At 67.5% G+C, this 19,918-nt stretch carries 21 protein-coding genes and 1 tRNA gene; 15 read left to right on the top strand and 7 right to left on the bottom strand.

The features are described 5' to 3' along the window. Positions 1-48: 48 nt before the first annotated feature. From LZ605_RS11155 to LZ605_RS11140, 4 genes are read right to left on the bottom strand one after another with little or no spacing between them, the layout of a single operon-like run. Entirely contained in the window at positions 49-576 is a 528-nt protein-coding gene (locus LZ605_RS11155) for a Slp family lipoprotein (protein WP_014036182.1), read from the bottom strand. Beyond that, positions 573-2,522, bottom strand: a complete 1,950-nt coding sequence (locus LZ605_RS11150) for a transglutaminase TgpA family protein (protein ID WP_249844865.1) — start codon at positions 2,520-2,522, stop codon at positions 573-575. Before LZ605_RS11150 ends, LZ605_RS11155 begins: the two co-directional genes overlap by 4 nt. Continuing rightward, the gene (locus tag LZ605_RS11145) at positions 2,515-3,459 is read right to left on the bottom strand and encodes a DUF58 domain-containing protein (RefSeq protein WP_249844864.1); all 945 of its coding nucleotides are present in this window, start codon (positions 3,457-3,459) and stop codon (positions 2,515-2,517) included. Before LZ605_RS11145 ends, LZ605_RS11150 begins: the two co-directional genes overlap by 8 nt. A gap of 2 nt (positions 3,460-3,461) precedes the next feature. Further along, positions 3,462-4,415, bottom strand: coding sequence for an AAA family ATPase (locus tag LZ605_RS11140; RefSeq protein ID WP_249844863.1), 954 nt, complete (start codon positions 4,413-4,415; stop codon positions 3,462-3,464). 41 nt (positions 4,416-4,456) lie between these two features. Between LZ605_RS11140 and LZ605_RS11135 the strand changes: the two genes are divergently transcribed. After that, positions 4,457-6,292 carry a glycosyltransferase family 39 protein gene (locus LZ605_RS11135; RefSeq protein WP_249844862.1) on the top strand — a complete coding sequence of 612 codons (1,836 nt, stop codon included), beginning with the start codon at positions 4,457-4,459 and terminating at the stop codon, positions 6,290-6,292. Between the two features lie 79 nt (positions 6,293-6,371). Here LZ605_RS11135 and LZ605_RS11130 read toward each other — a convergent pair whose 3' ends face one another. Continuing rightward, positions 6,372-6,941, bottom strand: a complete 570-nt coding sequence (locus LZ605_RS11130) for a Maf family protein (protein ID WP_249844861.1) — start codon at positions 6,939-6,941, stop codon at positions 6,372-6,374. 114 nt (positions 6,942-7,055) lie between these two features. Between LZ605_RS11130 and LZ605_RS11125 the strand changes: the two genes are divergently transcribed. The 14 genes from LZ605_RS11125 to LZ605_RS11060 all read left to right on the top strand — a co-directional run bounded on the left by LZ605_RS11125 (position 7,056) and on the right by LZ605_RS11060 (position 18,339). Next, positions 7,056-7,565 (top strand): YceD family protein, encoded by a 510-nt coding sequence (locus LZ605_RS11125; protein ID WP_107230026.1) that lies wholly within the window; start codon positions 7,056-7,058, stop codon positions 7,563-7,565. A gap of 107 nt (positions 7,566-7,672) precedes the next feature. Further along, positions 7,673-7,867 (top strand): 50S ribosomal protein L32, encoded by a 195-nt coding sequence (rpmF, locus tag LZ605_RS11120; protein WP_005408308.1) that lies wholly within the window; start codon positions 7,673-7,675, stop codon positions 7,865-7,867. A 91-nt stretch (positions 7,868-7,958) separates the two neighbouring features. Then, the gene (locus LZ605_RS11115; RefSeq protein WP_107230027.1) at positions 7,959-8,936 is read left to right on the top strand and encodes a beta-ketoacyl-ACP synthase III; all 978 of its coding nucleotides are present in this window, start codon (positions 7,959-7,961) and stop codon (positions 8,934-8,936) included. Between the two features lie 75 nt (positions 8,937-9,011). Beyond that, positions 9,012-9,794 carry a serine/threonine protein phosphatase gene (locus LZ605_RS11110; RefSeq protein WP_249844860.1) on the top strand — a complete coding sequence of 261 codons (783 nt, stop codon included), beginning with the start codon at positions 9,012-9,014 and terminating at the stop codon, positions 9,792-9,794. A gap of 160 nt (positions 9,795-9,954) precedes the next feature. After that, positions 9,955-10,899, top strand: coding sequence for an ACP S-malonyltransferase (fabD, locus tag LZ605_RS11105; RefSeq protein ID WP_249844859.1), 945 nt, complete (start codon positions 9,955-9,957; stop codon positions 10,897-10,899). Positions 10,900-10,981: 82 nt separating this feature from the next. Beyond that, the gene (gene fabG / locus LZ605_RS11100) at positions 10,982-11,725 is read left to right on the top strand and encodes a 3-oxoacyl-ACP reductase FabG (protein WP_005408312.1); all 744 of its coding nucleotides are present in this window, start codon (positions 10,982-10,984) and stop codon (positions 11,723-11,725) included. Between the two features lie 152 nt (positions 11,726-11,877). Next, on the top strand, positions 11,878-12,117 hold the full coding sequence (gene acpP, locus LZ605_RS11095; protein WP_005415509.1) for an acyl carrier protein: 240 nt from the start codon (positions 11,878-11,880) through the stop codon (positions 12,115-12,117). A 142-nt stretch (positions 12,118-12,259) separates the two neighbouring features. Then, a complete protein-coding gene (fabF, locus tag LZ605_RS11090; RefSeq protein ID WP_249844858.1) occupies positions 12,260-13,522 on the top strand; it encodes a beta-ketoacyl-ACP synthase II in 1,263 nt (420 codons plus the stop codon). 92 nt (positions 13,523-13,614) lie between these two features. Next, on the top strand, positions 13,615-14,979 hold the full coding sequence (locus LZ605_RS11085) for an aminodeoxychorismate synthase component I (RefSeq protein WP_249844857.1): 1,365 nt from the start codon (positions 13,615-13,617) through the stop codon (positions 14,977-14,979). A 124-nt stretch (positions 14,980-15,103) separates the two neighbouring features. Beyond that, the gene (gene mltG, locus LZ605_RS11080; RefSeq protein ID WP_249844856.1) at positions 15,104-16,165 is read left to right on the top strand and encodes an endolytic transglycosylase MltG; all 1,062 of its coding nucleotides are present in this window, start codon (positions 15,104-15,106) and stop codon (positions 16,163-16,165) included. Beyond that, the gene (gene tmk, locus LZ605_RS11075; RefSeq protein WP_249844855.1) at positions 16,162-16,827 is read left to right on the top strand and encodes a dTMP kinase; all 666 of its coding nucleotides are present in this window, start codon (positions 16,162-16,164) and stop codon (positions 16,825-16,827) included. The genes mltG and tmk overlap by 4 nt, the downstream gene beginning before the upstream one ends. Further along, complete coding sequence (locus LZ605_RS11070) at positions 16,824-17,780, top strand: DNA polymerase III subunit delta' (RefSeq protein WP_249844854.1); 957 nt, start codon at positions 16,824-16,826, stop codon at positions 17,778-17,780. Before tmk ends, LZ605_RS11070 begins: the two co-directional genes overlap by 4 nt. Next, complete coding sequence (locus tag LZ605_RS11065; protein ID WP_004146965.1) at positions 17,777-18,130, top strand: PilZ domain-containing protein; 354 nt, start codon at positions 17,777-17,779, stop codon at positions 18,128-18,130. The genes LZ605_RS11070 and LZ605_RS11065 overlap by 4 nt, the downstream gene beginning before the upstream one ends. Positions 18,131-18,264: 134 nt before the next feature. Then, positions 18,265-18,339: transfer RNA gene (locus LZ605_RS11060), tRNA-Val, on the top strand. A gap of 85 nt (positions 18,340-18,424) precedes the next feature. Here LZ605_RS11060 and LZ605_RS11055 read toward each other — a convergent pair. Then, positions 18,425-18,988 (bottom strand): hypothetical protein, encoded by a 564-nt coding sequence (locus tag LZ605_RS11055; RefSeq protein ID WP_249844853.1) that lies wholly within the window; start codon positions 18,986-18,988, stop codon positions 18,425-18,427. A 52-nt stretch (positions 18,989-19,040) separates the two neighbouring features. Next, the gene (locus LZ605_RS11050) at positions 19,041-19,448 is read right to left on the bottom strand and encodes a hypothetical protein (protein WP_249844852.1); all 408 of its coding nucleotides are present in this window, start codon (positions 19,446-19,448) and stop codon (positions 19,041-19,043) included. Positions 19,449-19,918: the final 470 nt, after the last annotated feature.

Below are 19,918 nucleotides of genomic sequence, written 5' to 3'. Positions count from 1 at the left end.
AAAGGCCGCCCGAAGGCGGCCTTTTCCGTCAAGCGTGGCGCGTGGCGATCACCACCAGCCCCAACGGCCGTAGCCGCCCCAGTACGGGCCATACGGGCCCGGGCCCCACGGCCCATAGGGATAGGGCACCACGTCGACCTGGCGCTGTTCCGGCCACAGGTAGATCACATCGGCCGACAGCTTCGGCAGGCGGTAGTCGTATTCGCCGATGCGGGTGTTCTGGTAGCCATCGATCTTGCCGATGAAGGTCACATCACGCCCGGCTTCGAACACGGCCGGATCGTAGAAGCCGGCGCGGCAGGCAATGAAGCGGCCATCGCTGGCATCGGAGGAGGTGGTGTTCGGGCGGCCACTGGCGTTGAGCGGGCGCGAGATCATCTGGAAGCAGGTCTCGCCCTGGCCGGGCTTGGTTTCAATGATGCGGCCACCCCACCGGACCGGCGTGCCGACCTGCTGGGTAGCGACCGAGTCGCGGGGGGAAACCAGGCTGAACTGTCCCTGCAGCGGCTTGGGGGCCGTGGCGCAGGCCGACAGGGCCAGCGTGGCCACAGCGGTGAGAAGGAACTTGGTGTTCATGGGGAGGCTCCGGAAGTCGGGCGATGCCTGCGCAGGTCCCGCAATAATGAAGCGAGGTCGGTGCAAGTTCCAGCGTAACGCGCGTCAGCGAAACGCTGGCTGAGTGCGAGCAGGGCCGGATCGGGCCGCGCGGCATGCACCCGCTGCGCCCAGTCGTGCGCGGTTTCGTGCGGCTCCCGGGCCAGCCCGAAGCGGGCGTAGCGACGGGCCAGGCGGTGCCAGGCGCGCAGCAGCGGGTCGCGCTCGCGTTCGCCCCGGGCCAGCAGCCAGGCCATCCAGGCCAGCGCCATCAACGCGGCGATCACAAAGCCGGCCAGCAGCTGGGCAGGCGCCAGATCGTCCAGGCCGAACGGCTTGAGCAGCTGCTGCTGGCGCTGGGCGTCGAAGGACAGCACCAGGTCGTTCCAGCCGCGGCGCAGCCAGTCGCCCACCTGGCCCAGTTGCAGCCAGCGCTGCTGCAGCGGGGTATCGGCGGCGGCCAGCAGGCGGTCATCGAGCGTATCGAGGATGCGCTCCGGCGCCACCGCAGCGGTCGGGTCGATGCGCACCCAGCCGCGCGGCGGCAGCCACACTTCGGCCCAGGCGTGCGCGTCCATCCGTCGCACCACCCAGTAGTCGCCGATCGGGTTGCGGGTGCCGCCGGCAAAGCCGGTCACCACGCGCGCGGGGATGCCGGCATTGCGCATCAGCACCACGAAAGAGGAGCTGAAGTGTTCACAGAAGCCGGCCTTCTGATCGAACAGGAACTCGTCCACCGGGTCGCGGCCGGCCGGCGGCGTATCCAGCGTGTAGGAGAAGTCGGTGCTGATCCATTGCAGTGCGCGGCGCACGAGGGCTTCATCGTCGGCACCGGCCTGCTGCCGCCACTGCCGGGCCAAGGTCGCCGTGCGCGGGTTGAAGCCGGCAGGCAGCTGCAGGGTGGCGCGGCGCAGATAGGGCGACAGGCTGGCGTCGAAGCGCTGCACTGGCGCCGAGTGCAGGCGCCAACGGCTGAGCGAGGTGAGCGGGCGTTCGCTGCCCAGGCTCATGTCGGCATCGAGCTGGCTGCCGGCCGGTGCCTGGCTGGGCAGATCCAGCGCCACCAGCTGGCGGCGGTCGGTGGGCTCGTAGTCGATCTGGTAGTCCCATCCGCTGGCCGCGGCCTCCACCTGCGGCGCCGGTCGTCGCGCGCTGGCACGGTCCCGGGTCCAGCGCCGGCCATCGAAGGCGGTCAGTACCGGGCCACGCCAGTAACGCTGTGCCGGCTCCGGCGTCGCGCCGAAGAACTGCACGCGCAGTGCCGGTGTGTCATCGGACATCAGGTCCAGCCACTGGCCCGGCTCCATGCTGTCGGACAGCCCCGGCGTACCCACCGCGCGCTCGGGCACGCCCCAGAGCGGGGTGGCCAGCCGCGGGAACAGCCAGAAGCAGGCCAGTGCCAGCGGCAGGCCGATCGCCAGCAGGCGGCCGACGCCCCGCAGCTGGCCCCGCAGCGGCAGACGGCCGGCGTGGCCCTCATCCTGTGCCAGTCGTTGCAGTGCCAGCAGCGCGCTGACCCCGGCCAGCGCGGCCAGGGTGGTCGTCGGCGGTCCCTGGTCGAGCAGGAATGCGGCAAAGGGCGAGAACAGGGCGAATCCGAGCAGGCTGCGGGCATCGCGCAGGCTGCGCAGTTCACTGGATTTGATGGCCAGCATCGCCGCCAGCAGCGCACAGCCGGTATCGCGTCCGGGTCGCACCAGGCCCATCTGCCACACGATCGCCGCAAGCATGCCCAGCACCAGCAGCAGGCGCAGCGGCATCGGCAGCACGCGCCGCCACGACAGCGCGGCGGTCAGCAGGGCGGCCACGGCGATCAGCGTCGCCAGTACCGGCGGCAGCTGCAGCAGCAGCGGCAACAGGGCCAGCGCGGCACTGGCCAGCGTCGCGTTGCGTGTGGCGCGATCAAGTTCGATGGCGGTGTCAGTCATGGGGCATCAGGGCCAGTGCACGCAGGCACAGCTGATGGTGGCTGGCGCCCTGGCCGGGCCCGAAGGGCGGATGTGCCGGCAGCAGCAGCGTGTAGCGGCGTCCTTCGCGCTCGGCACTGTCGACCCAGCGTGCCAACCGCGCGATGCGTGCTTCGCCGCCCAGTGGCGCCAGCGTGTGCCAGTCCAGCACCACGTCGATGCCGATGGGCTTCTCATACTCACGTACCAGCAGGCTGTCACGCCGCGCCGAGTGCTTCCAGGAAATGCTGCGCGGCGCATCGCCGGTGCGGTAGGCGCGCAGCTGGTGCAGTTCTTCACCGCTGGCGTGGGCGCGGGTGTGCAGCGGGTCGTTGCCACTTTCGGGTAGCGCCGGCGCCATCGCTTCGGCCAGCGGATGAACCAGCAGCGGTTGTTCCGGCCACACCCACGACCACGCCCGCACCAGCCCCAGCGGCTGGGTGGTGGACAGGCGGATGCGCGGCAGTTCCAGCCAGCCGCGTCGCTCGCTGGGCACATCCAGTTCCACCTCGCAGCGGCCGTGCGCCGGCAGCGATGCCCAGGCCTGGCTGTCGCCCAGTTGCAGATGCAGCCCATGCCGTGCGCGCGGATCACGCAGCGACAGGTCCACCCGCAGGCGCAACGGCTGGCCCGCCGGCACCGGTTCGGCGGCGATCGCATCGACCTGCACACCGGACAGTTGCAGGTGCGCGGCGATGGCGCTGGCGATGGCCGCAGCGGCCAACAGCAGCGCCAGCAGCAGGGCCGGGTTGTTGTTGTAGTTCAATGCGCCCAGCAGCATCGCTGCCAACACACCGGCGACGAACAGGCCGAAGCGGGTGGGCAGCACATAGATGCGATGGCGGTCCAGCCGCTGCGGCAGGGCTTCGGGACTGCGTGGTCGGGCCAGCAGCTGGAGGCGTGCCCAACGCGAGGCCATGTTCAATCCACCGCGACGGTCTGCAGGATCGCCCGCGCCATGGCCGGTCCCGAACTGGATTCGGCCTCGGCAACCAGCCGATGCCCGGCCACCGCCACGAACAGGGTCTGCACATCCTCGGGGACCACGTGGTTGCGGCCGAGCAGCAGCGCGTGCGCCCGGGCCGCGCGAAGCAGCGCCAGGCCGGCGCGCGGCGACAGCCCCACGCGCACGCCGGCGTGCTGGCGGCTGCGGGTCAGCAGTGCCTGCACGTAGTCGATCAGCGCGTCGCTGGCATGCACCTGGCCGACCGCCTCGCGCAGCGCACGCACCTGACGGTCATCCAGCTTCGGCACCGCACGCGCGATCAGGTCGCGACGATCGGTACCCCGCAGCAGTTCGCGTTCGGCCTGTGCGCTGGGATAGCCCATCGCCAGGCGCAGCAGGAAACGGTCCAGCTGCGAGTCCGGCAACGGGAACGTGCCGGACAGATCAACCGGGTTCTGGGTGGCGATCACGAAGAACGGGTCGGGCAGCGGATGGGTCTGTCCGTCCAGCGTGACCTGCTGTTCGGCCATGGCCTCCAGCAGGGCGCTCTGAGTGCGTGGCGGAGCGCGGTTGATCTCGTCGGCCAGCAGCACATGGGTGAACACCGGGCCGGGATGGAACTGGAACTGGCGACTGCCGGCCTCGTACACCGATACGCCGAGCACGTCGGCCGGCAGCAGATCGGAGGTGAACTGCACGCGCTGGAAGCCCAGGCCCAGGCTGCTGGCCAGCGCGTGCGCCAGTGTGGTCTTGCCCAGTCCGGGCAGATCCTCGATGAGCAGGTGGCCGCCGGAGAGCAGGGCGACAAAGGCCAGCCTGACTTCCGGCACCTTGCCCAGCACCAGTGCGTTCACCTGATCCTGTGCCTCCCGCAGGGCCTGGCGCAGTTGATCGGTTAGCATGCTGGGATTGGGGGACGAAGCTGGCATGATCGTCTCACGTCTGGAATCCATCGATTATCCATAGAGCAATGCAAGGCGAACAGCGCGCACGGACGATATTTCTCTGGTTATGGACGCTGGTCACAGCGGCCAAGCTGGTGGTGGCTGCGCGCCTGCCGCTTTTTGTCGATGAAGCGTTCTATTGGCAGGAAGGCCAGCACCTGGCCGCCGCCTATTCCGATCTGCCCGGCTTGACCGCATGGCTGGCGCGGCTGGGCGCGGAGATCGGTGGCGGGCACGTGCTCGGATTGCGGCTGCCGTTCCTGGCCATCGGCGCGTTGCTGCCGCTGCTGGTGGTACGCATTGCGACGCGCTGGTTCGGTAACGTCGCCGGCTGGCAGGCCGGCAGCCTGACCTTGTTGATGCCGCTGTCGGCCACGCTGGGCCTGCTGGCGGTGCCGGATGTACCGATGGCGCTGGCGGCGGTGATCTGCCTGAGTGCCGGCGCACGCCTGCTGCACAATGTGGAGGCGTCCTCGGCGATGAAGCTGGCACTGGGCCTGCTGATCGGTGCGCTCAGCCACTACCGTTTCATCGGTGTCATCGGCGTTGGCTTCATCGCCTTGCTGGCGCTGCCGCAGGGCCGGCGCATGCTGGCCGATCCGCGCGTCTGGGTGGCACTGGCGGTGGGCGTGCTGGCGTGGCTGCCGCTGCTGGCGTGGAATGCGGACAACCACGATGCCGGCCTGAAGTTCCAGGTGGTCGAGCGCCATCCCTGGGCCTTCGAGTGGAACGGGCTGTGGTTCCTGGTGATCCAGCCGATGCTGGTGACGCCGATCCTGTGCATCGCGATGTGGAAGGTGGCGCTGGCCGGTACCCGCAGCGGTGGCGGTGCGCGCGTGCAGTGGCGTTACTTCGGCCTGGTCGGCGGCGTGTCGACGCTGGGCATCTTCGTGCTCGGCTTCTTCACCGATGTCGAACGGATCAGCTTCCACTGGCCGCTGCCGGGCTACCTGGCACTGCTGGTGGCGGTGCCGGTGGTGCTCAATGGCTGGCCGCGCTGGCTGCGCCGTGCCGGGTGGTGGCTGGCCGCGGCCGGCGCGGTGCTGGCCTTCGGTTACTACCTGATGGCGTCGACCCCGGCGCTGCGCGAGCAGCTGGCCGGCAGCAAGTATTACCCGCGCAACTTCGCCGGTTGGCAGCCGCTGGCAGTGGCGGTGCGCGATGAACTGCGGCAGATGCCGCAGGGCACGCGCATCCTGGCGGGCAACTTCAAGGTGGGCGCCGAACTGGGCTTCCAGCTGCGTACCGGTGATATCGAGGTGCTGCCGCATCCGCTCAACGACAAGCACGGGCGGACCGCGCAGCTGGCACAGTGGAACCTGCTGCACGATGGCCAGCGTGGTGCGCCGATGCTGCTGGTGCTGTCACCCAGCGATCAGCGCTATCGCGATCTGCTGGCGCGCTACCACGCCATCTGCGAGCAGGTGGGGCCGTTGCCTGCGCCGCGTGTGGTCAGCAGCGATCATGGATTCCAGCGCTTCCTGTTGTTCCGCCTGCCCGCGCAGCGCGCGCCGGGCCCCTGCGTCACCCCGGCCATGGCGTGGCTGGATTCGCCGGCCAACGGCCAGCGGGTGTCCGGCACGCTGGCGATCAAGGGGTGGGCGTTCAAGGATGGTGTCGGGCTGGAGCGCGTGGAGATCCTGGTCGATGGCCGCCGCATCGGCGATGCGCGCTATGGACGCGTGTTCGACGTGCGTCACACCTGGCCGGACAGCACCGATCCGCAACATCCGGCGGTGGGTTTCGATTCGACGCTGGATACCACCACGCTCGAACCCGGCCGGCATTGGCTGGGCCTGCGCCTGCACGGGCGTGATGGCAGCGTTGAAGAATGGCAGGAGCAGCCGTTCGAGGTTCGCTGAGGCGCACGCTTCTGTAGGGTCGAGCTTGCTCGACTGCGCTTGTTGCAGAGGCCGAAGAAGCAGTCGAGCAAGCTCGACTCTACGGCACCGCGAATCCGGCCTTGCGCAGCAACCGGCACAGCGCGATCAGCGGCAGGCCGATCAGCGCGCTCGGGTCGCGGTTGTCGATTGCCTCGAACAGGCTGATGCCCAGACCTTCGCATTTGAAGCTGCCGGCGCAGTCCAGCGGTTGTTCAGCGGCCACATAGCGGGCGATCTCCGCCCGTTCCAGCGTGCGGAAGCGCACCTCGGTCATGTCGAGCGCGGCCAGTGATTCTCCGTGACGGGTGAGACTGATGGCGGTATGGAAGCGCACCGTCTGCCCGGACATCGCCGCCAGCTGCGCGCAGGCCGCCTCGGCCGTCCCAGGCTTGCCCAGCGGCTGTCCGTTCAGGTCCGCCACCTGGTCCGAGCCGATCACCCAAGCGCCGGGATGGCGGGCGGCCACCTCGGCGGCCTTGGCGGCGGCCAGGCGCACGGCAAGGACCTGCGGTGCCTCACCGCGCAGGGGGGTCTCGTCCACCTCCGGGCGTGCGCAGTCAAAGGGCAGCCCCAGCCGTTGCAGCAGCTCGCGGCGGTAGCGGGACGTGGAGGCCAGGACCAGTGACATGCGACAATACCGGGGCAGGGCGGGGCAGTCTGGCCCGTCGCTGGCGCCCGCAGCAAGACCCTGTATGGCGGGCATTTGACAGCCGCAGCCCCGATCCTTAGTATTCAGCGGCTTATGTCCGCGAACGTGCCCGAAACGCTGGATGCCTGGCGGATGGTTGTAGCGCGAAGGCGCTTCGACGGCCAGGTCTCCCTGGCTGAATTGACCCGCCTGCAGGGGTTGGTCGCCGATACCGACGGCGAGTGTGTCTACTCGCTTGAATTCGGTCGCGACGACGTCTTGCGGGTATCCTATGTGGAACTGACCATCGATACCGCGCTGCCGCTGATCTGTCAGCGCAGCATGCAGCGATTCCTGTTGCCGGTGAAGGTGACTCAGAGGCTTGGCCTGATCCGCGACGAGGACGAGGAATCGTCCCTGCCGGAGGAATACGAGGCGTTGCTGGTGCCGGAAGATGGCCAGCTGAAGCCGCTGGATCTGGTCGAGGACGAATTGGTGCTGGCGGTGCCGGTGGTACCGCTGTCGCCCGACGGTGAAGCAGTCGACAAGGACTGGGCACCGAGCGAAGAAGAAACGAAGAAGGCCAACCCGTTTGCGGCGTTGGCGGCATTGAAGAAACAATAGCAGCCGGTTGTCGTCGGCGGCTGCGGCGAAAGCGAAAAGTGTGCTGGGCGCTGGCGTCCTGTGCGACGAAACGACGAAGCAAAACGAACCGAGTTTGGAGCAATCCCATGGCTGTCCAGAAATCCCGTGTTACCCCGTCCCGTCGCGGCCAGCGCCGTTCGCATGACGCCCTGAGCGCCAAGCAGCTGTCGACCGACCCGACCACCGGCGAAGTGCATCTGCGTCACCACATCACTGCTGACGGTTTCTACCGCGGCAAGAAGGTCATCCAGACCAAGACCTCGGCCGTCGAAGAAGATTGATGTGCCGGGAAGGCCGCTGCCTCCGGGCAGCGGCCTTTGCCTTCTTTCCCGGGCGTGCCGGTGATCGGCGGCCCGCGCAACAGGAAACATGATGAGCAAGCGGATCTACTCGAGGATCGCGGGCACCGGTAGCTATTTGCCGGAAAAAGTCCTGACCAACGCCGACCTGGAAAAAATGGTCGAAACCTCGGATGAGTGGATCCAGTCGCGCACCGGTATTCGTGAACGGCACATCGCGGCCGAAGGCGAAACCACCAGCGATCTCGGCTACCAGGCCGCGCTGCGCGCACTTGAAGCGGCCGGCATCGATGCTTCGCAGCTCGACATGATCGTGGTCGGCACGACCACGCCTGATCTCATTTTCCCCTCCACCGCGTGCCTGATCCAGGCCAAGCTCGGTGTAGCGGGGTGCCCTGCCTTTGACGTCAACGCCGCCTGCTCGGGCTTCGTGTTCGCGTTGGGCGTGGCCGACAAGTTCATCCGTTCCGGCGACTGCAAGCATGTGCTGGTGATCGGCACCGAAACGCTGACCCGCATGGTCGACTGGAACGATCGCACCACCTGCGTGCTGTTCGGCGATGGTGCCGGCGCTGTCGTGCTCAAGGCCGACGAGGAAACCGGTATTCTCAGCACCCACCTGCATGCCGATGGCAGCAAGAAGGAACTGCTGTGGAACCCGGTGGGCGTCTCGACCGGCTTCAAGGGCGGCGCCAATGGGGGTGGCACCATCAACATGAAGGGCAACGACGTGTTCAAGTACGCCGTCAAGGCGCTGGACTCGGTCGTGGACGAAACCCTGGCCGCCAATGGCCTGGACAAATCCGACCTGGATTGGCTGATTCCGCACCAGGCCAACCTGCGCATCATCGAAGCCACGGCCAAGCGCCTGGACATGTCGATGGAGCAGGTGGTGGTGACCGTCGACAAGCACGGCAACACCTCGTCCGGTTCGGTGCCGCTGGCGCTGGACGCCGCGGTGCGCTCGGGCAAGGTCGAGCGTGGCCAGCTGCTGCTGCTGGAAGCCTTCGGTGGCGGCTTCACGTGGGGTTCGGCCCTGCTGCGCTATTGATAGTGCAAGTTACGACAACGTGAAGTCTGTCGTTACGGCCCCTCTGGGGCCGTAACGCGTTTAGGAGGTCCTGTCATGGTTGAGCCCATCGTCATTGAAGGGCAGCGCGCCTGGCTGAAGCAGTACGGCAAGGGAAGCCGCGCACTGGCCCTGGGCCTGCTCAATGTCATCGCCCGCCGTTTTCATCTCGATGCCCTGCGCCCGCCGCCGCACCGAGGCGGCGATGCCGCGCGCGAAACCGAGGCCCGTCGCCTGGCTGAGCTGCAGGCGCAGGGTGTGAACGTGCCCGGTGTGCTGGGCAGCGGCCATGCCGCGCTGGTGATCGGCGACAACGGCAGCTCGTTCAATACCTGCCTGCGCGAGGCCGACGACGCACAGCGCGACCGCCTGGTGATGGCCGCGATGCAGTCCCTCGCCGAGGCACACGCGCGCGGCGCCTACTTCGGCCAGCCGCTGCCGCGTAATCTGACCTGGGATGGGGAAAAGGTCGGTTTCATCGACTTCGAGGAAGATCCGCTGGAAGTGATGGATCTGGCCGAAGCGCAGGCCCGTGACTGGCTGATGTTCGGCTACGGCGTGGCCAAGTACTACGCCGACCGCCCCGAGCAGCTGCAGGCGATGATGGGCGAGGCGATGGGCGCGGTTCAGGCGCCGGTGCGTGAGCACGTTCACGCCGTCAGTGGCCGCCTGCGCAGCTTGGCCCGGGTCTGCATGAAGCTGGGCCGTTCAGCGCGCGCACTGGCCCATTCGATCTTCATCACCCATGGCGCCAGTACCGCTGGCGTGCTGATGCTGGTTGGGCTGTGCGTGGACTTCCTCGCCGACGGCGATCTGGACGTGCTGCAGCTGTTCTGCTGATGGATGATAGGGGTCAGATCCCTTTTCCTGCGGAAAAGGGGTCTGACCCGGTTGCGCTTGCCCGGCCGCGCTCCATACGCCTGCATACGCGCACGTACAGACGACACAGCGGATTCGCCCTTATCATGGCCCGCTTCGATTGCAGCAAGCGGATGACCGCGTGACCGTATCCACCCTCGCTTTTGTCTTCCCCGGCCAGGGCTCGCAGTCTGTGGGCATGGTGGCCGAGCTGGCCGAACTGCACCCGCAGGTGCGTGAAGCCTTCACCGAGGCATCCGACGGTGCCGGTGTCGACCTGTGGGCGCTGTCCCAGGGCGGCCCGGAGGAAATGCTCAACCGTACCGAATACACCCAGCCGGCCCTGCTGGCCGCAAGCATCGGCGTGTGGCGTGCCTGGAACGCCGTCGGCGGTCCGCGTCCGTCGGTGCTGGCCGGCCACAGCCTGGGTGAGTACACCGCCCTTGTCGCTTCCGGCGCGCTGAGCCTGCACGACGGCGCCCACCTGGTGCGCCTGCGCGGCCAGCTCATGCAGGAAGCCGCGCCGGCCGGTGTCGGCGCCATGGCCGCCGTGCTCGGTGCCGAAGACCAGCTGGTGCTGGACGTCTGCGCCGAAGCCGCAGGCAGCCAGGTGGTGGTGCCGGCCAACTTCAATTCGCCGGGCCAGATCGTGATCGGTGGCGACGCCGAGGCGGTCGACCGCGCGCTGGCGCTGCTGGCCGAAAAGGGCGTGCGCAAGGCGGTCAAGCTGGCCGTCAGCGTGCCCTCGCACACCCCGCTGATGCGCGAAGCCGCCAACCGCCTGGCCGAAGTGATGGCGGGGCTGTCCTGGCAGGCGCCGCAGCTGCCGGTGGTACAGAACGTCGATGCCAAGGTGCATGACGGCCTCGATGCCATCCGAACCGCGCTGGTGCAGCAGCTGTACCAGCCGGTGCAGTGGACCGGTTGCGTGCAGGCGCTGGCCGCCCGTGGCATCACCCAGGTTGCCGAGTGCGGCCCGGGCAAGGTGCTGACCGGCCTGGTCAAGCGCATCGACAAGGCCATCGACGGCCGTTCGCTGGCCACGCCGGGCGACTTCGAAGCCGCCCGCGAGGCATGGTCGGCCTGACCTTCCCTGTTCCTGCCGACCGTACCGGTGGCCGCTGCACGCGGTCCGGGTGCGGCGGCCGCTCCCGCCTGAGGAAAACATCATGAGCAAGCCCCTGCAGGGTGAAATCGCACTGGTCACCGGTGCCAGCCGTGGCATTGGTGCCGCCATCGCCGATCTGCTGGCCGCCCAGGGCGCCACCGTCATCGGCACCGCCACCACCGAATCCGGCGCCGCCGCGATCGGTGAGCGCCTGGCCGCCCACGGCGGTCACGGCCGCGCGCTGAACGTCACCGACGCTGCCGCACTGGACAGCGTGCTCGATGGCATCGCCAAGGAATTCGGCCCGATCTCGATCCTCGTCAACAATGCCGGCATCACCCGCGACAACCTGCTGATGCGCATGAAGGACGAGGACTGGGCGTCGATCATCGACACCAACCTGACCAGCGTGTTCCGCACCAGCAAGGCGGTCATGCGCGGCATGATGAAGGCGCGCAAGGGCCGCATCATCAACATCGCATCGGTGGTGGGCGTGACCGGCAATGCCGGCCAGGCCAACTACGCCGCGGCCAAGGCCGGCATCATCGGCTTCAGCAAGTCGCTGGCCAAGGAAATCGGTTCGCGCGGTGTCACCGTCAATGTGGTCGCACCGGGCTTCATCGACACCGACATGACCAAGGCGTTGCCGGAAGAGGCGCGTACCGCGCTGATCAACGACATCGCCCTCGAACGCCTGGGTTCGCCCGAAGACATCGCCCATGCGGTGGCCTTCCTGGCCAGCCCGGCTGCCGGTTACATCACCGGCGAAACCCTCCATGTGAACGGTGGCATGTACATGCCGTAAGCAAGGGGCGCAGGGATTGCGCCGCAAGTGGTTGATCTGCTGAGGTTTTTGCTGCGATGCAAGGCCGCGCCGGTTTCCACTACACTATCCCACGGCCATCGCCTTTGATGGCGACCACTTTTGAACCACAACTCCATCTGGAGCGAGATCCCATGAGCACCATCGAAGAACGCGTCAAGAAAATCGTCGTCGAACAGCTTGGCGTCAAGGAAGAAGAAGTCACCAACAGCGCATCGTTCGTCGATGACCTGGGCGCTGACTCGCTGGACACCGTCGAGCTGGTGATGGCCCTGGAAGAAGAATTCGAGTGCGAGATCCCGGACGAAGAAGCCGAGAAGATCAGCACCGTGCAGGCCGCCATCGACTACATCAAGGCCCACGTCAAGGCCTGATGTCAGACGGCAGTGCGCGCGCGGGTCTCCGCTCGCCGCGCACCGCATCCCATGGGGCCGCAGTTGCGGCCCCGTGTGTTTGAGCATCACACCGAAGCAAACCGTGTTACCCGATTGAACCTTCGGGTCAGGAGAATCAGCAATGAAGCGTCGCGTCGTCGTAACCGGCCTGGGTATCGTCTCGCCGTTGGGCAATGATCTGGCCAGCAGCTGGGAAGGCATCACCCACGGTCGTTCGGGCATCGGTCCGCTGACCAACGTTGCCGATGCCTACCTGGACCGGTTCACCACCAAGATTGCAGGTGAGGTCAAGGGTTTTGACATCACCGCCGACAACGAACTGTTCGGCAAGTACCGGGTCAGCGGCAAGGATGCCAAGAAGATGGACCCGTTCATCCATTACGGCCTCGGTGCCTCGTTCATGGCCCTGCACGACTCGGGCCTGGAAATCACCGAAGCCAATGCCGAGCGCATCGGCGCCATCGTCGGCGCCGGCATCGGCGGCCTGCTCGGTATCGAAGAGCAGACCATCGAGTTCCACGAGGGCAAGAAGATCTCGCCCTTCTACGTGCCCAAGACCATCATCAACATGCTGCCGGGCCAGCTGAGCATCATCAGCGGCCTGAAGGGCCCGTCGTTCTCGGCGGTGTCGGCATGCGCGACCTCGAACCATTCGATCGGTACCGCGATGCGCATGATCCAGTACGGCGATGCCGACGTGATGGTGGTCGGTGGTGCCGAGCGTGGCTCCTCGCCGACCGCACTGGGCGGCTTCTGCGCGATGAAGGCGATGAGCACCCGCAACGACGCTCCGGAACAGGCCTCGCGCCCGTGGGACAAGGACCGTGACGGCTTCGTGCTGGGCGACGGCGCCGGCATCCTGATCCTGGAAGAGTACGAGCACGCCAAGGCCCGTGGCGCGAAGATCTATTGCGAACTGGCCGGCTTCGGCGCCAGCTCCGACGCGTACCACATGACCGCCCCGAGCGAGAACGGCGAAGGCGCCGCGCGCTGCATGGTGATGGCCATGAAGGACGCCGGCGTGACCCCGGAACAGGTCGGTTACCTCAACGCGCACGGCACCTCCACGCCGCTGGGCGATCTCGGCGAAACGATGGCGATGAAGACCGCCTTCGGCGACCACGCCTACAAGATGATGGTCAGCTCCACCAAGTCGATGACCGGCCACCTGCTCGGCGCGGCCGGCGGCGTGGAAGCGATCTTCTCGGTGATGGCGCTGCAGGACAACGTCATTCCGCCGACCATCAACCTGCAGCAGCCGGGCGAAGGCTGTGACCTGGACTACGTGCCCAACGAAGCACGCCAGGCCAAGGTGGACGTGGTGATGTCCAATGGCTTCGGCTTCGGCGGCACCAACGGCACGCTGATCTTCAAGCGCATCTGACCGAGTTGTAGAGTCGAGCCATGCTCGACTCCGCGTTCCATGGAGCCGCCGCAAGGCGGCTTCCGTGCATCTGAACCCCCGAACTGGCCGCCATGACCCACGCACCGCTGATCCACCCGCTACCGCACCCGATCGACCTGCTGGCCCTGCAGCAGCACGACCCGGCGCGTTTCCCGCTGCTGATGGAATCCACCGCCTCGGGCACCGCCCAGGGACGCTGGAGCCTGCTGCTGGCCGCGCAGGGCGATGGCCTGCGGCTGGATGCCGATGGCCAGGTGCGCGATCTGCACGACGTGGTGCAGCCCGGCAGGTTCCTGCAGGCACTGGACCGTGCCTGGCAGCATGAGCGCCTGCCGCATGATGGCAGCCACAGCCTGCCGTTCCGTGGCGGCTGGGCGCTGATGCTGGATTACGAAGTGGCCAGCCAGATCGAACCGGTGCTGCCGGCACGTGCACGCGACGACGGCCGCCCGACCGCGCTGGCGCTGCGCTGCCCGGCCGCCGTGCTGCATGACCATCACAACGACGCCAGCTTCGTCATCGCCGAAGCCGGCGAGCAGGCGCTGCTGGACGCGCTGGTGGCACTGGCTTCGACCGCGCTGCCCGAAGCCGGGCAGGGCTGGCAGCCGCCGCAGGCGGTCGGCGAAGACGCGCCGCAGCGCTTCACCGATGGCGTGCGCCGGGTGATCGACTACCTGCGCGCCGGCGACGTGTTCCAGGTGAACCTGTCGCGGCGCTGGAGCGCGCAGTTCGCCGCGCCGGTCAGCCCGCAGGCGCTGTATGCGCAGCTGCGCCGTGCCAACCCGGCGCCGTTTGCTGGCCTGTTCAGCGCACACGGCCGCCACGTGGTCAGCTCCTCGCCGGAGCGGCTGGTCTCCGTGCATGCCGGGCATGCGCAGACCCGGCCGATTGCCGGCACGCGGCCGCGCTTCGAAGGCGATGATGATGCCGCGCGCATCCAGGAGCTGGTCGGCCACCCCAAGGAGCGTGCCGAGCACGTGATGCTGATCGACCTGGAGCGCAATGATCTGGGCCGCATCTGCCAGCCTGGCACCGTGGTGGTCGATGAGCTGATGACCGTGGAGAGCTACGCGCATGTGCACCACATCGTCAGCAACGTCAGCGGCCACCTGCGCCCGGAGGTCACCCCCGGCGAGGTGATTGCCGCCACCTTCCCGGGCGGCACCATCACCGGCTGCCCGAAGGTGCGCTGCATGCAGATCATCAGCGAGCTGGAACAGGTGCCGCGCGGGGCCTACACCGGCGCGTTCGGTTGGCTGAACCGCGATGGCGACCTGGACCTGAACATCCTGATCCGCACTGCCGAAGTGGATGGCCATGAGGTGAGCTTCCGCACCGGCGCCGGCATCGTGGTGGATTCGGAGCCGGACAAGGAACTGGACGAGACCCGCGCCAAGGCCCGCGGCCTGCTGCGCGCGCTGGGCCAGCAGGGGTAGTACCGGTGGGTGTCATTGTTGTGGTGGGTGCCGACCGTTGGTCGGCACGGGCACAGGCCCCGGTCATGACCCCACACCACCGGCACGGTATCCTGCACGACGGAATCGAGTTCAGAGGTAGTCCATGGCGGGAGCCAAGCGCGGGTGTCTGTTCGTGGTAACGCTGGTGGTGGTGCTGGCCGCCGTCGTGGCCGGTGCGGGCGCGTGGTTCTTCTACCAGCAGACCCGCTTCGCCGACGCCCCGATCACCCCCTCTGCCGAGAGTGTGGTCATCGCCAGCGGTGATGGCATGAACAGCGTGCTGCGCAAGCTGCGCGAGGCCGGCGTGGATGAAGGCCAGGACACCCAGTGGCAGCTGCTGGCGCGCCAGCTCGATGCCGCCGGCAAGCTGAAGGTGGGCGAGTACGCGCTCAGTGGCGAGCTGACCCCGCGCGAGCTGCTGCTGCGCATGCGCGCCGGCAAGGTGCTGCAGCACCGCCTCACCATCATCGAGGGCTGGAACATCCGCCAGGTGCGTGCCGCGCTCAAGCGCGCCGAACCGCTGGTGCACACCACCGACAGCCTGGATGACGCCGCACTGATGCAGCGTCTCGGTTTCGGTGGCCAGCATCCGGAAGGCCGCTTCCTGCCGGAGACCTACGTCTATCAGCGTGGCGACAGCGATCTGGACGTGCTAAAGCGCGCCCATGCCGCGATGGAAAAGGCGCTGGATGAAGCCTGGGAAAGCCGCGCGCCGGACCTGCCGATCAACACGCCGTATGAACTGCTGACGATGGCCTCGATCATCGAGAAGGAAACCGCGCTGGCCAGCGAGCGCCCGCAGATTGCCGGGGTGTTCATGCGCCGCCTGAAGATCGGCATGCGCCTGCAGACCGACCCGACCGTGATCTACGGCATCGGCGCTGCGTACGACGGCAACATCCGCCGCCGCGACCTGACCACCGATACGCCCTACAACACCTATACCCGTGCCGGGCTGACCCCGACCCCGATCGCCATGCCCAGCCGCGATGCGCTGATGGCGGCCGCGCAGCCCGCTGCGGGCGATGCGCTGTACTTCGTCGCCGTCGGCGATGGCAGTGGCGCGCACGTGTTCTCGCCCAGCCTGGACCAGCACAACGCCGCAGTGGCCCGCTACCTGCAGCAGCTGCGCCAGCAACGTACCCAGGAGACCCCGGCGCAATGAGTCCCGCGCTGCTTCGCCACCCACGTTTCGTCAGCCTGGAAGGCGGCGAGGGCGCGGGCAAGACCACCGCCATCAATGCCATCCGTGACTGCCTGCGCAGCCACGGCCACGAAGTGGTGCTGACCCGCGAGCCCGGCGGTACGCCGCTGGCCGAGCGCATCCGCGGCCTGGTGCTGAAGCCCGATGCCGAGATCGCCGCCGAGCCGCTCAGCGCCGAAGCCGAACTGCTGCTGGTGTTCGCCGCGCGCGCGCAGCATGTGCGCCAGGTGATCCAGCCGGCATTACAGCGCGGTGCGTATGTGTTGAGTGATCGCTTCACCGATTCCAGCTACGCCTACCAGGGCGGCGGCCGTGGCCTCGATCCGCAGTGGATTGCCGACCTTGAGCGCCGTGCGGTCGGCCTGCTGCCGGGGCTGACTCTGCTGCTGGATGTGGACGTGGCCGTCGGCCGCGCGCGCGCCAACGGGCGCGACCTGTGGCCGGACCGCATCGAAAGCGAACAGGATGATTTCTTCCAGCGCGTGCGCGAAGTGTTCCGCAGCCGCGCGCAGCAGGACCCGCAGCGCTTCGCGCTGATCGATGCCGGCCAGGTGCAGGAACGCGTGGCCGCCGATGTGGTCGCGCAGGTCGAGCGCTGGCTGCGGGACGGGGAGGGCGCATGAGCACGTTTTCGCCGTGGCAGCAGCGCGCCTTCGACCAGACCGTGGCGGCACTCGATGCCGATCGTCTCGGTCACGGCCTGCTGATCTGCGGCCCGGCCGGGCTGGGCAAGCGCGAGGTGGCGCTGGCGCTGGCCGACCACGTGCTGGCCCGTGGCGACGCTGCACACGCCACACGCACGCGCCAGCTGATCGCGGCGGGTACGCATCCGGACCTGCAGCTGGTCAGCTTCATTCCCAACAAGAGCGGCGACAAGCTGCGCACCGAGATCGTGATCGAACAGGTGCGCGAGATCACCGACAAGCTGGCGCTGACCCCGCAGTACGGCGTGGCACAGGTGGTGATCGTCGACCCGGCCGATGCGATCAACCGCTCGGCCGCCAATGCACTGCTGAAGACCCTGGAAGAGCCGCAGCCCGGCCGTTACCTGTGGCTGATCAGCAGCGACCCGGCGCGCCTGCCGCAGACCATCCGCAGCCGCTGCCAGCGCCTGGAATTCAAGTTGCCGCCGCAGCACGAAGCGCTGGCCTGGCTGCAGCAGCAGGGCCACAGCGAGGCGTCGGCACGCGAAGCGCTGGAGGCCACGCGCGGCCATCCCGGCCAGGCCGACAACTGGCTGCGCGAAGACGGCCTGAGCCTGCGCCGCGAGGTCGGCCGCGAGCTGGAACAGCTGGCCACCGGCAAGACCGGCGCGGTGGAGCTGGCGCAGAAGTGGTGCGGCGATGACAACGCGGCGCTGCGCCTGCGCTTTGCCGCCGACCTGGCGCTGGCCCAGGCCAGCACCGATGCCTTGACCACGCCGGAGCGATTGCACAAGCTTGCAGCCTGGTTCGATGCGGCCAACCGCACCCGCGACCTGCTGCGCACCACAGTGCGTGCAGACCTTGCCGTGGTCGAGTTGCTGCTGGCCTGGAACAAGGTGAACGAGCGGCCTGCCGCAAGGGGAAATCGATGAGTGCCAGCAACGCCCGCCAGGGCATCCTGTCCCTGGCTGTGAAGGACAAAGCCGCGCTGTACAGCGCGTACATGCCGTTCGTGAAGAACGGCGGCATCTTCGTGCCCACGCCCAAGCGCTACTTCCTGGGCGACGAGGTGTTCCTGCTGCTGACCCTGCCCGATTCCAGCGAGCGCCTGCCGGTGGCCGGCAAGGTGATCTGGGTGACCCCGGCCGGCGCGCAGGGCAACCGCACCGCCGGCATCGGCGTGCAGCTGGCCGACGGTGCCGAAGGCGAGGGCGTGCGCCACAAGATCGAGACCCTGCTGGCCGGCCTGACCAGCTCGGACAAGCCGACCCATACGATGTGAGGCTGCGCGGGGGCCTTCCTGTAGAGCCGAGCCATGCTCGGCTGCATGCCCCGGAAAACGCCCGTGAACACGAATGTGAAAAAGTGTTGACGGCCTCTGAAAAGCCCCTATAATGAGCGGCTCAGCAACACACCGGGCGGTTAGCTCAGCGGTAGAGCATTGCCTTCACACGGCAAGGGTCACAGGTTCGATCCCTGTACCGCCCACCATGTTGCAGAACGAAAAAAGCCTCCAGCAATGGGGGCTTTTTTGTTGCCTGCGATCCAGCAGGATCAGCTGGATGCGCACACCGTTTCAGCCGTGTTCGTCCAATAGCTCCCGCGCGATCATCGACGTAGCATCCAGCAGGTCGTGGCCGCTGCCGGCCTGCACCACCACCGCCAACAGACTACGGCCCACCTCGGCATTGCCGCTGGTCAGCTCCATCTCGCCTTCAAAGCACAGATCGGCCAACCATTCGTGGGCCTGCTGCAGCCCGCGCTTGCGGACGCGGCGGAATTCCGCGAGCAGCTTCGCCTGGCCCGCTTCATGTTCGCCATCGGCAAGCAGGCCGATGGCACCGCCATGCGCCGCGCGCCAGATGGCCGGCAGTGGCCGGCCTTTTTCATCCAGCACGTCCAGTGCGAACTGTGCGCAGTACATCTCGTAGCGCTTGCCCGCCGTGCTGGCGGGCACGATGCCTGCCTCGGCCAGCAGGCGTTCGGCTTCATCTAGCTGATTGAACTTCAACCGCAGCAGCGCAGGGCGGCTCAACTGCTGCGAAAGCGCCTGCTGGTTGGCGGCAAACCACACGTTCCAGCCCACGCTTGCGCGGCCTTCCAGTGCGGCCTTGAAGTACTCCAGGTGTTCGGCGTCCATTGCGGCCTCCTGCGCTCCCTGCGCGATTGTAGCGGGAGCGTATCCGGGCGGGTCAGGCCTCGCCGCCGGAGAGGCAGTGATGCGCCTCGCGCACCAGTTGTCGCGCGGCCACGATCAGTCCATCAGTGTGGAAGGCACCCAACTGCTGGCCCGCGCCACCCTCGGCGCGCGCTCGATCGCCCGCCTGCAGCAGGTCGAGCAATGCACTGAGCCCGGACAGCGAGCGGCGGAGCGAGGCGTGATTGCTGGCGCAAAGGGTGAGGCTGCTGCACGGTTGTCCGTCATCGCCGTCGGCGCGGTTGATGGCATTGAGGCAAGAGAAGAAGGCAGGCGACTGCACGGGCAGATGCTGTTCGTGCAAAGCGCACTCGATCTCGCGTGCGAGGTCCTCGGGCACGTCGGCGGCGATGTCGCCGATCAGAGCGTAGAGGCGGGGATGGACGGCGGTGCGGTTGGTCATGGCGAAACCCTCACTGGCATGAAGCCACCTTCCGAAGCGAAGGTGGCGGACGGTGCGGGTTGGCGTACCAAGGCAAACAAGCTTCAAGGGAGAAGAACGCCTGGCGGATCTTGCGATCCCCACGCACCGTCCGCCATTGACGGCAGTCGGTGCATTCTCTCAGCTGCGATTGATTTCGCAGGCCTTGAAGCTTGTTCGTTTATTCGAGACGCCAATCCCGACCAAGGCAACCTGCCTCGGCGAGGCGATCATCGATTCGTGCAAACACGGAAGTCAGTGAGGAAAGTTGTAAGTACGCCCGGCAGGAGCCGGCGTTTCCGGATCTGTGCAGCCCAGCACTCGCTCCATGTGCGCCCCATCCTCCATGGCGCAACCCGCCGCCCGCGCCTGAACCGGATTGCGCCGCTCGACGGTCGTCTCCACGTGGCAATCACGTCATCCGGCGTGGCCCTACCGAATGTGCCATCCAT

The organism is Stenotrophomonas maltophilia (assembly GCF_023518235.1).
GTDB lineage: Bacteria > Pseudomonadota > Gammaproteobacteria > Xanthomonadales > Xanthomonadaceae > Stenotrophomonas.
Note: the sequence above shows the minus strand (reverse complement) of the source record. Positions and strands in the feature narration are given on the sequence as shown.

Bases quoted from the DNA above. Each gene is read 5' to 3' on its own strand.
- LZ605_RS11155 (WP_014036182.1), bottom strand. From the start codon at position 576: ATGAACACCAAGTTCCTTCTCACCGCTGTGGCCACGCTGGCCCTGTCG.
- LZ605_RS11150 (WP_249844865.1), bottom strand. From the start codon at position 2,522: ATGACTGACACCGCCATCGAACTTGATCGCGCCACACGCAACGCGACG.
- LZ605_RS11145 (WP_249844864.1), bottom strand. From the start codon at position 3,459: ATGGCCTCGCGTTGGGCACGCCTCCAGCTGCTGGCCCGACCACGCAGT.
- LZ605_RS11140 (WP_249844863.1), bottom strand. From the start codon at position 4,415: ATGCCAGCTTCGTCCCCCAATCCCAGCATGCTAACCGATCAACTGCGC.
- LZ605_RS11135 (WP_249844862.1), top strand. From the start codon at position 4,457: ATGCAAGGCGAACAGCGCGCACGGACGATATTTCTCTGGTTATGGACG.
- LZ605_RS11130 (WP_249844861.1), bottom strand. From the start codon at position 6,941: ATGTCACTGGTCCTGGCCTCCACGTCCCGCTACCGCCGCGAGCTGCTG.
- LZ605_RS11125 (WP_107230026.1), top strand. From the start codon at position 7,056: ATGTCCGCGAACGTGCCCGAAACGCTGGATGCCTGGCGGATGGTTGTA.
- rpmF (WP_005408308.1), top strand. From the start codon at position 7,673: ATGGCTGTCCAGAAATCCCGTGTTACCCCGTCCCGTCGCGGCCAGCGC.
- LZ605_RS11115 (WP_107230027.1), top strand. From the start codon at position 7,959: ATGAGCAAGCGGATCTACTCGAGGATCGCGGGCACCGGTAGCTATTTG.
- LZ605_RS11110 (WP_249844860.1), top strand. From the start codon at position 9,012: ATGGTTGAGCCCATCGTCATTGAAGGGCAGCGCGCCTGGCTGAAGCAG.
- fabG (WP_005408312.1), top strand. From the start codon at position 10,982: ATGAGCAAGCCCCTGCAGGGTGAAATCGCACTGGTCACCGGTGCCAGC.
- acpP (WP_005415509.1), top strand. From the start codon at position 11,878: ATGAGCACCATCGAAGAACGCGTCAAGAAAATCGTCGTCGAACAGCTT.
- fabF (WP_249844858.1), top strand. From the start codon at position 12,260: ATGAAGCGTCGCGTCGTCGTAACCGGCCTGGGTATCGTCTCGCCGTTG.
- LZ605_RS11085 (WP_249844857.1), top strand. From the start codon at position 13,615: ATGACCCACGCACCGCTGATCCACCCGCTACCGCACCCGATCGACCTG.
- mltG (WP_249844856.1), top strand. From the start codon at position 15,104: ATGGCGGGAGCCAAGCGCGGGTGTCTGTTCGTGGTAACGCTGGTGGTG.
- tmk (WP_249844855.1), top strand. From the start codon at position 16,162: ATGAGTCCCGCGCTGCTTCGCCACCCACGTTTCGTCAGCCTGGAAGGC.
- LZ605_RS11070 (WP_249844854.1), top strand. From the start codon at position 16,824: ATGAGCACGTTTTCGCCGTGGCAGCAGCGCGCCTTCGACCAGACCGTG.
- LZ605_RS11065 (WP_004146965.1), top strand. From the start codon at position 17,777: ATGAGTGCCAGCAACGCCCGCCAGGGCATCCTGTCCCTGGCTGTGAAG.
- LZ605_RS11055 (WP_249844853.1), bottom strand. From the start codon at position 18,988: ATGGACGCCGAACACCTGGAGTACTTCAAGGCCGCACTGGAAGGCCGC.
- LZ605_RS11050 (WP_249844852.1), bottom strand. From the start codon at position 19,448: ATGACCAACCGCACCGCCGTCCATCCCCGCCTCTACGCTCTGATCGGC.